This window comes from Nocardia coffeae (assembly GCF_019890715.1).
Lineage (GTDB): Bacteria > Actinomycetota > Actinomycetes > Mycobacteriales > Mycobacteriaceae > Nocardia > Nocardia jiangxiensis.
Genome location: NZ_JAINZY010000035.1, coordinates 1 through 12,386, shown reverse-complemented (window position 1 = coordinate 12,386; position 12,386 = coordinate 1). Strand labels below are relative to the sequence as shown.

The window sequence follows — 12,386 nt, the reverse complement described above, 5'->3', positions numbered from 1 at the left end:
ATGTCGCTGATCGAGAACTGGTTTCGTAGCTGGGTACGCCCGAAACTGATCTCGGGTGGTGTGGATACAAGATCGACTCACGACCGGACGCGGTGTGGCTGCTGAACGCGATGTACGAACGCGAGTCGGGCTCAGCGGAAATCACCTACGACCAGCAGTGGCGGCAGCGGCTGGCTGCCGGACTCGAGGAGCCGACGGTGGTCCCCGGCTTCGACCTCGAGGCCAACTCGGTCGTGATCGGCAACGAGCTGGGCCGCTCCGAGCACCCCGGACCGGGCTGGAAAAGGCTGCGCTGGACCGAACTCGCGGCCCGGCCGGGCGAGTCGGCGGTTGTCGAGGGCCGGTACCCCAGTTTCCGTAGCCTTTCTGGCGCACGTGCGGGCGGGAGTTGGCCGGTGAGCATCCGCCCGCCCGCTGAGGGCTCCCTCGATCGGGAGTCGTGGCAGGCGCTGATCGATGTTCTGATCGCGTGGTCCCCGGACGGTGCTGACACCTTGTGCGTGGCGTACTTCGGCCCCGCGGTCAGCGGTGAGTTCGACTCCGGAGTCACGGTCTCGGGCACCCTCGGCGGCGCTGCGGACCTGTACGACCATCCCAGCGGCGTCGGCTCACCCTCGAACCTGTGGGCTGCTAACCGATCCTGGATCACCTGGTCCGATTGGGACCTGTGCGCCACCAAGGTGGCCGGCCCGACCGAGCTGACCGAGGAGCTCCAGGCGAAACCGGAACTCGAAGCGCTTCGCCTGCCCTGGTGCTGACACGCTCGAAGGCGATTGTCGGTGTCCGTAGTTCCGAGCACGGATGTCCGGAGCTGTCGGCACAAGGACCTCGCGGGTGCTACGTGGCTTGTGTTTGCTCGATGCAGCGTTCGCGTACTTCGGCTTGGAGTTCCTCCTCGGTGCGGCCCCAGCCGTCGTCCCATTCCCATTCGTCGGCGAGCTCGTAGAGATGGCCGAGGGGAAGCGTGAGGACTTCGTGGTCGTAGTCGGTGCGGCTGGCGATGTGCTCGACTTGTTGGGCGACCCATCGTGCGCTGGCCTGCCCGCTCAGGTGCAGTTCGGCGAGGAGCGCGAAGGCTTCACTCGCCGCGGCGACGAGCGGCATGGGCAGTTCGACACCGGCCTCGGCCAAGGCCGCGGGCAGCACATCGCGCACTGCATAGGGGTCGCGCCCGTTCAGGCCCGCCAGCTCCCGCAGCGCTGGGCCGTCGTGGCCGTCGGCGAGCCATTGCGCGGCCCACCAGGGGACGCGCTCGGTGGGGGCGATGCCGAGTACGAGCCAGGCTGCGACGGTGCCCGGCGCCGGAGTCCGGCTCGCGTAGTGGTCGAAATGGCGGGTCATCGGTGATCCTCTGCAGGGAGTTCCAGGTAGCGGATTGCCCGTTCTGGCTACGCTGGTGAATCCTGACGGCGATTGTCGGTAAATTCTGACGTCGGGCGGTGCGGCCGAGATCTGTTGGCATCGGCGAAGTCTGACGTCGTGGGTGCGCGGAGGCGGACGTCATGTAGAGCGACGTCGTGGTGCTCGTCGAGCTTCGTCAGTCGCGGGCGCCACGCGCATCAACGCGTCTGCTCTGGCCCTCGCGCTACAGGACGCTCACATGGTTTCCATATCGACCGTTCAGGGCATCGTTCGCGGCGTCTGCGATGAGCTGCCGGTCGTCTTGTGAACATCGGGTCAGAAATGCCTGCACCCGGGGCCCGGACCAGCCAGCCGCCGCGACCACCGGCCAGTACGGCAGGAATTGATGGTCGAGATCGTGGAAATGATCCTCGGCATAGTCCAAGACGTCGCCGACCGCGGCATCGGAAAATCTCAGTCGAAGCATCGCGACCGCGCGCAGCGCGCCGTCAGCGAACAGCTCGACATCTTGTTGCAGGCACCACAACAGGGGAGCCGGGTCGTTGTCGGTAGCACGACCGAGTCGGACGATCGCGTCTCCGAGCGCGGTGTTCACCGCCGTCGCGGCGCGAGGCTGGTGTGCCAGTCCTTTCAAGAATTCAACGTCGTCGCGGTCACCAGTCATGCCCAGGGCCATGATCAGTTGATACTGCGTCTCCCAGGTGCGCCTGTCCAGCACTTCGCGTTCAAGCGCGGCACGAACCTGGGCTGCTGTCGTCGGGTCGGCGAGCGCACGCAACCGTTTGGCACCGCGCCGTCGCCGGGCCGAGAGTCGTTCTGCCAGTAGCGCCAATGCCTCATCTCGCGCCAGCCCCATCTACTCCACCTCACCACGCCTACCTACGTCATCTACTACGCAGTTCTACGCCGGGAAGGGGATTCGCAACATCATCGGCATTGATACCCACCCTTGCTACTGGGCGGGCGATCCGAACCAGCCGCAGCTGGATGTCAAGCATGAACATGGCGTCGGATATCCCCGATGGGACCTCTCGGTCATCTGGGGTGCCGTCAAGATTCACCGATCAACGCCGTCGCGATTCACCGACTGACTACCGGTTCCTATGCTGTGGAGCGTGTCATCGGATTTCGGGTTCCTCTGCTCTTGCTGCGGCGAGGAACATGATGGGCTGCCCTTCGGTTATGGCGTGCTCGCGCCCGCTTACTGGAATGACGACCTCGAGGGCGGTCGGGGTAACAGTCTCGACGGCGAGCGGTGCGTCATCGGTGAGGAGCGTTTCTTCCTTCGAGCCCGCCTGATTCTGCCGGTCGTGGACTCGGAGAACGACTTCGAATGGGCAGTGTGGATTTCGCTGAGCCAATCCAACTTCACCCACGCGACACAGTTGTGGACAAGCCCGGAGCGAGTGCACGAACCCCCGTATTTTGGCTGGCTGTCCACCGAGCTGCCGACCTACGAGCCGACGACGCTGAACTTGAAGACCCTCATGCACAGTCAGCCCGTCGGTGTTCGTCCGACGGTCGAACTCGAACCCACCGACCACCCGTTGGCGGTGGAACAACGGTCCGGCATCACTCTCGCCCGAGTGCAAGCCATCGCTGAGCAGCTGCAGCATCCTCGGAGGTGATGACCGCTACCGGATTCGAGTTCATGACGAAGGATTCAGGCTCTCTGGTCGTCCGGTATTCCTCGAGCGGGCGTAAGAACACGTCCATCGCCGTCTCCGCGTCGTGCAGGTGGGGCCCGATGGCAGTAGCCCAACCCTTTGCTGTCTGTCATTTCCGGTTTTGTGCGCCGGCGAATCGCACCGCGTTGGCGACGGCGGAGTCGAGCAGGTGGAGCAGGGATTGGGTACGGTCGTCGAGTCAAGCTGAGCGATCGGCGGGGCGATACCCGTGCGAACCCGGTAGCCGGCGCGAACTTGCTTCCGGGGTTCACTCCCTTCCGGCACATCGCCGGACAGTCACGTATACAGCTAGCCCGGCGCGTCGGCGGCGATCCGTAGCCGTTCGAACCGAGCATCTCGCGGCATGTACGGGCCAATCGCGCAACGGTGTCAGTTTTCGGCGTCGATGATGAACCTCACCGCCACCGCCGGAAGGTTCAGTTCATGTCGTGCCGCGTGGACGAAGCGCTCGAATGCCTCCCGCGCGGGAACTCGCGCCGCGTTCCAGTCAGCCACTGTTAGCAGGTGCTCCTGGGCCTTCGCGGCAAGCTCCGTCAGCGCCTGGTCCAGCTCGGATGCTGTCGTAACCACATCGACCTCACCGTGCAGCCACACCGCAGCGCACGCGCTGTCCCAGGGTTGGAAGCTGCTGGTTCGTGCTTCTCGGATCATTTCGGTTGCGGCAGGGGATTCCGGGTCGGTGAGGGCAATGGCGCGAAGCGTTTCGTAGGTGATGCGGAACTGTTCGGCGAACCGTTGGTAGCTCGTGGTCTTCTGATCACGGTGCCATCGTGAAGACTCTGTTCTGGTGTCCCAGAAACGGCCGATTGCGATTCCGAGTATTCCGGCTATCGCCGCCATGATCGCTGGCGTCATCGTGCCACCCCCGTGTCCGTATCTGGTGCCGAAGGGTGAGCCTACCGATGAACAGTCTTGTTGCACACGGGAAGTGCGCGCTACTCGGTAATACCGCGCATCGTCGGCGTCGAGCACTCCGTCTACGTCCGCCACCGGCAGGACCTGCAGCCGGATGTCATCCTGGCCCGCTCATCGCCGAGTTGGAAGAGTGGGCTCCGTTTGTCCGGATCAGACAGCCAATAATTACACAGTTACCTATGATGTGGGACACAAACACCCGTCGTCCGCACCCCGGGGAACCCGTACCCGTGTTCGCAATGTCCCGGTGGGCGCTATCTCGATAAGCGGCATGTGCGGATATTTGATGAGTCGAAGATCCGGATAGGCTGAACGGGGTCGCACCGCGATCGCCAGCGGCAAGGAGGGCTGACCGTAGTGATGTACGACCGGGAGACCATCGTCGGTGAGCTACGAACACGGGCCCGGCACGGAGACAGTCCCGCAACAGTGGCCACATGGTTGGTGCGCGAGCTCGGGGCTGCCGACAGCCGCGATTTTCAGATCGCCGCCTACATGTTTCATGCGTTCGAAATCTCCATCAACGCGATGAAGGACGCCGCTGACTGGGTGGGTCTCGGACACGGCGGCACCAGGACAGACGACGAACTGAATCTATTACTGGGCCCACTGGTTCCCCGTTCGGGTGACCGCGAGTTAGTGCAGTATCCGGATGGTTCCTGGCGCACCCAGGGCCCTGACCACGAGCACAACCGGTGGACCGCAACCGAATCCGAACGCGGGTATATCCGCGCACGACTACAGCTCCTGACCACCGAGCAGGGTGGTCGCCGGGCTCCGCTGCACTCCGGTTACCGAGCGCACTGGGCCTTCCCGCCGGACATGCATGCCGAGAACCATGACGCTCCCTTGACGTTGGAGACCGTCAGGACTCTCGCGCCCGGTGAGGAAGCAATGATTCGACTGCACCCCCTCCGCCCCGATCTGTGGCCGACGATCACACCGGGGGTGCGGCTGTCGATGCTCGAGGGTGCCCGGCTGGTCGGATCGGCCGATGCTGTCGAAGTCGTCACCCCAGCCCTGTGAGAGCGCGTCCGGCTGGCAGTCTGATGGCCATGTCGTCCCTGTGCTCCGAAAAGCGCCTTGCCGCATATGGTTCCGTTGCGACGTCCCTGGCGCTGCTCAGCGATCGCACACTGCATCAGGCTCTGGACGCCGCGGAGCCGACTTCCCGCCGATGCCCGATCCGGCCCTGATCGCCCACGATCCCGTCGCAGGTTCGATCCACCGGCGGGGATACAGAGAACGTCCAACACCCCCCCACCGGAGACGGTGGCCGTCTCAGCGACTGGTCAGTAGTGCCGGGGTCAGACCGGGATACCGCAATTCTGGTTCGGTCCCCTCGGCGCTTGGCGTGGTGGCGCCAGGCTAGCTCGCTTTGTTGTATGCCTCGAGGACGCTGGCCTGGATTCGTCCGCGGCTGGACACGTCATAGCCGTTCTTGCGGGCCCACTCCCGAACCGCCTTGGTCTGTTCCTTATCCGCCACAGTGCGATTGCTGGCCTTGCTCTTACCTTTGGGAATCCGGCCGACCTTGCGGGCTGGCTCAGCCCACTGTTCGAACGCCTTCCGCAACTTGCCCGCGTTCTTCACGGACAAGTCGATCTCGTACTCGACGCCGTCGATACCAAACAGGACAGTTTCCTGCGCGGTGGACTTACCGTCGTAGTCGTCAATCAGTTCGACGGTGACTTTCTTGGCCATGCAATTCGCTCCCTTGTCATGATCGGAAATGCCGCAGCGGCAAGCGTAGAACGTCGACGGGCAACGCGCTCGACCGGCACACCCGCACGAGCAGCAGCGGGTACAACGCGGTCGAATGTAAACGATGACCGCACAAGGATTTACAACCGGTCCCGGAGCGTCGACAACAGCTCCCAGGTATCCGACTCGGGCTCTCCGAACATGAGCGTCAGCTTCTGCGTGACCCCCACCAGCACGAGCACAGCTTGTCCGTGCCAGAGACCTACTGGCGAGTGCGTGATCGCCCGCAGGGGGGTGTGATAGGTGCGTTCGATCGCGCCGATTGCGCCCCCGTTGTCCGAGGCGTTGCCCGCGGGTGCTTGCGGCGGCCAGGCGCTCGCGGGTGTCGACGATCAGCTCGCGGGTGAACTCGGGCGAGCGCAGCGAAGGGTGTCTCCGGGTCGCAAGGTATTCCAGGCAGCGCCACAGTTCTTCGCTCCCGACGTTGTTGCGGAACTTCTTGTCCGCGAAGGCCTGCTCTGTTGAGCGCTACGTCTCGTTGAGCGCCGCTGTGATTGTGCGACGTGCGGCCTGGATGTGGGGATCGCTCTCGAGGCGTGCGATTGCGTCCGTGACTGCGGTGCGCGCTTGGTCCAGTGCGGCGTTGTGGGCTTGGGCGATGGTGGCTGCCAGTTCGTCTGGGTTGGCGCGGCGTGCTCGATCGTTGAGTCGGATCGCGTGGATTCGGCCGTCTGCGCCGGATTCGACTGTGACGTTTTCGTTTCTCGGCCGGCTCCACTCCATCCAAGTCGCTGCTGAAAATTACTCACGTCGATGGTGATGGTGGGTGAGCTTCGAGCATGGCGAGATAGGTTGTGGCGGTGTCCGTTTCGGGTGCTCCGATTCGGCTGTAGATCTCGACGGCTTCTCGCAGGTGGGCGATAGCGGTGTGTGTATCGCCAAGGGCAGCGAGGCAGCGGGCAGTACCTTCCAGGGCGCGAGCCTGTTCGCGTTGGCTGTGAATGTCACTAGCAACACCGAGCCCCTCGGTGAACATCCTTAATGCACCGTCCGGAGCGCCAGTTTCGAGCAGGACTATCCCGATCTCGTTCAGGGCTTCGGTTTCCCCGAGACGGTGTCCGATCTTTCGGGAGATAGCCAGACCTTGCTGCTGCAGGTCGACGGCCTCGCTGCAATCCCCCATTCTCGAGCATGCGATACCGAGGTCGATGAGGGTGTTGGCCTCCCCGAGGCGATTTCCGATCTGCTGAAAGATGGTTAGGGCCTTTTGCTGTAGCTCGGCGGCCTCGCGGTAATCGCCGGTATCCCTGCGTACGATGCCGAGATTGTTGAGGGTGTTGGCCTCCCCGAGGCGATTTCCGATCTGCTGAAAGATGGCGAGGGCCTGCTGCTGCAGTTCGGTAGCCTCGCCGTAATCGCCGATGTTCCAGCGTACGATGCCGAGGTTGCCAAGGGTGCTGGCCTCCCCGAGGTGATTTTCGACCTGCCGATGGATCGCCAGGGCCTGGCCATACAGTTCGGCGGCCGCATCGTAATCCCCGATGTTCCAACATATGAGACCGAGGTTGACGAGGGCGTTGGCCTCTCCGAGGTGATTTTCGACCTCCCGGTAGATCGCCAGGGCCTGGCCATACAGTTCGGCGGCCGCACTGTATTCCCCGGTGTTCGTGTAGATGGCGCCGAGGTTGTTGAGGGCGTTGGCCTGGCCGAGGCGGTCGCCGAGACGTTCAGCGGCGTCGGCGGCGCGCTGATGCAGTTGTCGGGCTTGAGGCCATGGTCCGTCGCGCTCAAGCAAACCTGCCAGCAGCTCGGTCAATTCCACCATCCGCGCCGACTGGTGCACCGCAGTGTGCTCAAGGCAAGCCAGTAGGTTTGCCCGTTCCAGACGCATCCATGCCAGCGCTGCCATCTCGTCGGCGAAGTTCTGCGCTGGAGTGTCGGGATCCGAGGCGGGCTGATCGCGGGTGGGTCGGGTCCGGCGTGCGAGGTATCGATCCGCTGTGCTGGCGGTGTGCTGGTAGTAGTCCAGCAGACGCTGCATGGCGTTGTCGTTGTCGGCGGTGAGGGTGCGAGTGTATTCACGAAGCAGATCGTGCAGCCGATAACGACCGGGGCCGGTTTCGTCGAGCAGGTGGTCGGTGTAGAGCGCCTCCAGCTCACGTTGTGCCACCATCACTGGGAGACCGGCCAATACTGCTGCGGCGCGGGCGTCGGTGTCGGGTCCGGGATGCAACCCCAATTGGCGAAATATCTTCTGCTGCTGAGGTGTGAGGTCTTGGTACGAGAGTGTGAACGCAGCGCGCACCGCGCGGTGATCGACATCGAGTTCGGCGAGGCGGTCCGTCGCAGCTGCGAAGACGCTGCTCAAATAGGTGATGCTCCATGCTGGGTGATGAGCGAGGCGTCTAGCCAGCAGCACGATAGCTAACGGCAGAAACCCGCAACCCTCTACGAGTTCCGTGACAGCGGCCCGCTCCGCGTCGGTGTCGGGTGTGCGGTGGGCCAGGGTGGCGAACAGCTTGGTGGCCGGGGCGTGGGCAAGGACGTCCAGTGGCACCGGCAGCGCGTCGTCCAGCGCGATCAGCCGCCGTCGGCTGGTCACTAGTGCCACGCAACCATCGCTAGCAGGCAGGAGAGGTTCGATCTGGCGGTGGTCGCAAGCGTCGTCCAACACGAGCAGGACACGTTTGTTGGCGAGCCAGTCGCGCCACATGTTCTGACGCCCGGTCAGGCTATCCGGCAAGTAGCGCGGGTCCACATCGAGCTCGGCCAGCAAGCCTGCCAACACCTCGGATGGGTCGGCGGGGGCTTGGCCAGGGGTGTGGGCATGCAGCTCTACAAAGTACTGCCCATCAGGAAACTCCGATTTCAGTGCGTGCGCAGCGCGGAGAGCAAGGGCGGTCTTGCCGACCCCGGCCATTCCGTCGATGGTGTAGATCGACAGCACTCGTCCCGGACCTGCCGCTTGCAGGATCCGCTCCAGCTCCCTGTCGCGGCCGATGAACGTGCCCACGTTGCGGCACAGCGCAGCGGTCACGATCGGACGCGGTTGCCCGGTGTGGTGCATCGTCGTGATATTGATGGTGCCGGTACTGTCGCGGCCGATGTTGACTTGTTGGGCGTGGTCGCGGGCGTGATGTTCGGCCAACGAAATTCCCTCGGTTAGGTGAGGTTGATGGTGCCGGTGTTGTCGCGGTAGATATTGATCTGTCGTGCCTGGTCGAAGGCCTGGGCCACGAACAGGTCGGCGGCACGATCTTGCCGCGCCGCGGCGATCAGTCGTTCAATTTCGGCAGCGAAATGCGGGTCGGCTGTAGCAGCCGCCTCGATCCGGGCAGCCATCGCCGACATGTCCTGTGGCATCGGCAATGTGGTTGTGGCGGTATCGCATTCGGTACGCCTGCTTAGTCTCGCTGCCACTACTTCCTGTAGTCGTTTGATTGTGTTCCAAGTGCTCTCACCGGCATCCTTCGCGAAGCCCTCACCGAACTTCGACGCCAGCAAGGCCCCAGCAGCGATCCCCAACGACACCGGCTCCATAACCCCCACCTCGGCAAGACTCGGTTACCAGACCCCCTCATCCTAGAGGCGGCAACGGGTTCTGCCGCCGGAACACTTCTGAGTGGGCGGCACGTTTTAAGAGTCCTGCGGATTCAGAGAGCCCTGGAGCAGCACTCACATCGAAGCAAACGTGGCAGGTGCCATCGGGGTCGAGCCCGAACTCGTGGGCGAGCAGAGCTGTTCGGGCATCGAGTTGCCTCCCCCATCCGGCGGTCGAGAGTCGCTCGGCCCGTTGATCTTCCGTGCGCCAGTGCAGGCCGCCAGGCGTACAGGGCCGGGCCGCAGGTTCGGCGTCGCCGATGACCAGGCGTCGCAATCGTCGGTAGGCAGTGCTATCGGACTCGGTGACGAGCCGTGCTGCGGCGAAATGGCTACCGGGGTGCGGGTGATGTAGGGCTCTTCCGGGGAGCGGATCTCCTTGTCGGTGAGGCGGATTTCGAGCGCGGCGGCGGCGTCGGCGAGGTGGCGCGGTTTGGTGGCGCCGACAATCGGGGCTCAACAAATCACGCTCGCGGGCAACTTGATACGAGGCAACGGGGTGCCATCTGCCCCGTCGTCAACCGATCGTGATATATACGAGCGGGTTTCGGTATTCGTCTGGGGGGAGTTGGGCATGGCATCGCATGACGGGGTGTTCGCGGCGTTGGATCTGCGGTTCCGGGCCGCGCTACTCGAGCTCCAGCACGCCTATCATCACCAGAGTCGGGGGAATGAGTACGAGGAAGCCGTCCGTCAGTTGATGGCAAGCCTTGTCCCGCCGCCATATCGCGTGGGGACCGGACTGCTCGACGTGGATCGGGTCGACGGCAAGCAACTGGATCTGGTCGTTCACGCACCGATACCCAGCATTCTCGATCAGGGATCGGCGACGGTCTTTCCCGCCGAGGTGATTCTTGTTGCCGGCGAGGTGAAGACGAACTTGGCTGATCGGGAGGATATCGAGAGAACGGCTGCGAGGCTCGCGGCCCAAGTGTCGGGGCGATGTCGGCTGCCTTTCGTCATCGTCGCCGGTCGAGCGGAGGGCCACAAACCGTCCTGGGTTGCCGATCTTGTTGCTGCCGTGGGGGATCGGCATCCTGAGCTGTGGCCGGCTGCGTTCGTCCTGGATGGTCGGCCCGGCGGCCCTGCGTATGCGGTGCTCGCTGTGGACGTTCTCACACCGTTGACGGCGTACGACATCACCGGCAGGCAGCTGACAGGCGTGCTCACGGTGAATGTCGACGGGATGTCTCCCACCAGCCTTCTATATCTGTGGCTGTGGGCGGCCCTCGACGCCCAGGTGAGCCTGCCCACCTTGAACTATGCGTTCATGCGTAACACTATTGCCGAACTGACTGCCAAGGACCCTGTCTCAAGTCTGTTCCGCGACAGGGAGACTGGCGAGACCACCGACTTGCCGGTATCTTTCAGTCTCGCGTCACTGCCTGCGTCGCCTGTCAGGATCGAGCCCGATGAATCACCCGAGCTTTCGGTTCGACCGATCGCCGCCCAGCCGGAGCTGCTCGAGACGTCTCGGCGGGTGATGCTCATAACGCTCGGTGGGTGGGTGGAGCAACCGGACTCCTGGGACGAAACGCCTTGGGGTGGAGGACTTCACACCCGCTCCGGTCACGGATTCTTCGAAGGCATGACCCAGCAACAACTGCTCGACGCGGCCCGGGTGTTCTGGAAATTCAACCCGGACTCAGCCCGATGGCGGGATATCGACTACGCCGTCGTCGCACACAGCGGACTCACCCGTGCGGTAATCCAGATCGATCGCTACGTCGGGCCGTTGTGGGGACGATACGGCTTCCGTGGCCGCCTGGTCGAGGATCCCGAGCTGCTGTCCGAGCTGGTGGGCAAGATCGTTCCGCGGCGCCAGAATCCTATTACCACCTGGAACTGACCCAGCATCGTCGATAGAGTCCGGCGCTGGTCGGCGACGGACTTCTGCACTCCGTCAGCGATAAGTGACAGGCGCTGCCACCCCACGATCACCAGACGCGGAAATCGACAGGAGCCTAGCGGAGGGACACCATGACAGTGACGAAGCTTGAAGTACAGATCGGGAACGATGACAGTGTCGTCATGGATGAAGCCGTGCAGCGCCACCGCGACGAAATCCACAGTGCGTCCCAACCGCTGTTCGATCGTCTACACCGGCTGATCATCGACACGTGCCCCGACGCTGAGGTGGTGCTGTCGTACGGAATGCCCACCTACCGAGTTGGGCGCCGCCGCCTCAACCTCGGGGCACGCAAGCATGGGCTATCGCTGTATGTATCTCCCAGCCGTGACGGCGGCTTGTCCCTGCGTCACCCTGAACTGGCCGCAGGAAAAGGGACGATCAAGCTCGACATCGAGGACGCCGCGCGCATTCCTGACGATGAGTTCCAGGATCTGGTGCGCGCTGCACGCCGTAGCAGCGCCATCGCGAAGTTGTCGTAACCAAGCACGGCGGACTTGATATTGCATATTCGGACGAATGGCACATAATCGGCGATACCGCGCATCGCCGTATCACGCATCGCCGACGTCGTCGAGCACTCCGTCTAGTCCACCCACGCGACCTGTAGCCAGGGTGTCGGCCTCGTTCTGCTCATCGCCCTGCTGGAGGGATGGGTTTCGTTTGTCCGAATCGGGCAGCCGATAGTTGTACAGTGACCTATGGTTCCGGTCACAATCAGGCCGCTGCCCTGCCTCTGGGATCCGTTCCTGTGTTCACCGTGTCCCTGGCAGGACGCAAATATGGGTCTGAGATCGCGATCTAACGTGGGTAGGCCGACCGTTGTGACGGTGACTGGGTGGCCGACGAGGTGCGTGCAGGCCACCGCCCAACCGGGCCGGTGTGGCCGGTGGGAACGGCGTTTTCGGTGCCAGTGGTCGGTTTGGCGTGGGCCGCGCTGAGTGCGGCCCACTGAACGAAATTCCCGCAACGCCAGACGAATTCGCCCGGTCCGCAGTAGTGTCTGGCTCGGTGCTCGAAGTTGGCCCAGGCGATGCCGCCCATTCATCCGGTCGGCGCGTAGCGGCCATCACCCGATGTAGGAGTGATCCCCGGGGCCTCCGGGGGAGAACGTTAGGAAGAAAATGGTTCGTCAAGCCCTGGTCAAGGCGGCGCGAGTGCTCGTCGTGGGCGCCTTGCCCGTTGCCGCGATGGCAGTGTTCGCCGGT

General features: G+C 63.6%; 12 protein-coding genes. 5 read left to right on the top strand and 7 right to left on the bottom strand.

What is annotated here, in order from left to right; translation table 11 throughout:
- The first annotated feature begins 110 nt into the window (after positions 1–110).
- A complete protein-coding gene (locus K7711_RS46640) occupies positions 111–758 on the top strand; it encodes a hypothetical protein (RefSeq protein ID WP_222979555.1) in 648 nt (215 codons plus the stop codon).
- 79 nt (positions 759–837) lie between these two features.
- On the opposite strand, the gene K7711_RS46635 is transcribed toward K7711_RS46640, so the two are convergent.
- Together K7711_RS46635 and K7711_RS46630 are read right to left on the bottom strand one after the other, a co-directional pair.
- Entirely contained in the window at positions 838–1,341 is a 504-nt protein-coding gene (locus K7711_RS46635; protein ID WP_222979554.1) for a hypothetical protein, read from the bottom strand.
- A gap of 244 nt (positions 1,342–1,585) precedes the next feature.
- Complete coding sequence (locus K7711_RS46630) at positions 1,586–2,218, bottom strand: hypothetical protein (protein WP_222979553.1); 633 nt, start codon at positions 2,216–2,218, stop codon at positions 1,586–1,588.
- 247 nt (positions 2,219–2,465) lie between these two features.
- Between K7711_RS46630 and K7711_RS46625 the strand changes: the two genes are divergently transcribed.
- Complete coding sequence (locus K7711_RS46625) at positions 2,466–2,990, top strand: DUF2199 domain-containing protein (RefSeq protein WP_222979552.1); 525 nt, start codon at positions 2,466–2,468, stop codon at positions 2,988–2,990.
- A 429-nt stretch (positions 2,991–3,419) separates the two neighbouring features.
- On the opposite strand, the gene K7711_RS46620 is transcribed toward K7711_RS46625, so the two are convergent.
- Positions 3,420–3,905, bottom strand: coding sequence for a hypothetical protein (locus K7711_RS46620; protein ID WP_222979551.1), 486 nt, complete (start codon positions 3,903–3,905; stop codon positions 3,420–3,422).
- A gap of 417 nt (positions 3,906–4,322) precedes the next feature.
- Here K7711_RS46620 and K7711_RS46615 point away from each other — a divergent pair, with 417 nt between their 5' ends.
- On the top strand, positions 4,323–4,991 hold the full coding sequence (locus tag K7711_RS46615; RefSeq protein ID WP_222979550.1) for a hypothetical protein: 669 nt from the start codon (positions 4,323–4,325) through the stop codon (positions 4,989–4,991).
- A 342-nt stretch (positions 4,992–5,333) separates the two neighbouring features.
- Here K7711_RS46615 and K7711_RS46610 read toward each other — a convergent pair whose 3' ends face one another.
- From K7711_RS46610 to K7711_RS46595, 4 genes are all read right to left on the bottom strand, one after another.
- Positions 5,334–5,669 carry a histone-like nucleoid-structuring protein Lsr2 gene (locus tag K7711_RS46610; RefSeq protein WP_222979548.1) on the bottom strand — a complete coding sequence of 112 codons (336 nt, stop codon included), beginning with the start codon at positions 5,667–5,669 and terminating at the stop codon, positions 5,334–5,336.
- A gap of 528 nt (positions 5,670–6,197) precedes the next feature.
- The gene (locus K7711_RS49515) at positions 6,198–6,452 is read right to left on the bottom strand and encodes a YbaB/EbfC family nucleoid-associated protein (RefSeq protein WP_222979545.1); all 255 of its coding nucleotides are present in this window, start codon (positions 6,450–6,452) and stop codon (positions 6,198–6,200) included.
- A 22-nt stretch (positions 6,453–6,474) separates the two neighbouring features.
- Complete coding sequence (locus tag K7711_RS46600; RefSeq protein ID WP_222979543.1) at positions 6,475–8,817, bottom strand: ATP-binding protein; 2,343 nt, start codon at positions 8,815–8,817, stop codon at positions 6,475–6,477.
- Positions 8,818–8,831: 14 nt separating this feature from the next.
- A complete protein-coding gene (locus K7711_RS46595; RefSeq protein WP_222979541.1) occupies positions 8,832–9,209 on the bottom strand; it encodes a hypothetical protein in 378 nt (125 codons plus the stop codon).
- A 634-nt stretch (positions 9,210–9,843) separates the two neighbouring features.
- Here K7711_RS46595 and K7711_RS46590 point away from each other — a divergent pair.
- Positions 9,844–11,118, top strand: coding sequence for a DUF6602 domain-containing protein (locus K7711_RS46590; RefSeq protein ID WP_222979539.1), 1,275 nt, complete (start codon positions 9,844–9,846; stop codon positions 11,116–11,118).
- Between the two features lie 131 nt (positions 11,119–11,249).
- On the top strand, positions 11,250–11,660 hold the full coding sequence (locus tag K7711_RS46585) for a DUF1801 domain-containing protein (protein WP_222979537.1): 411 nt from the start codon (positions 11,250–11,252) through the stop codon (positions 11,658–11,660).
- Positions 11,661–12,386: the final 726 nt, after the last annotated feature.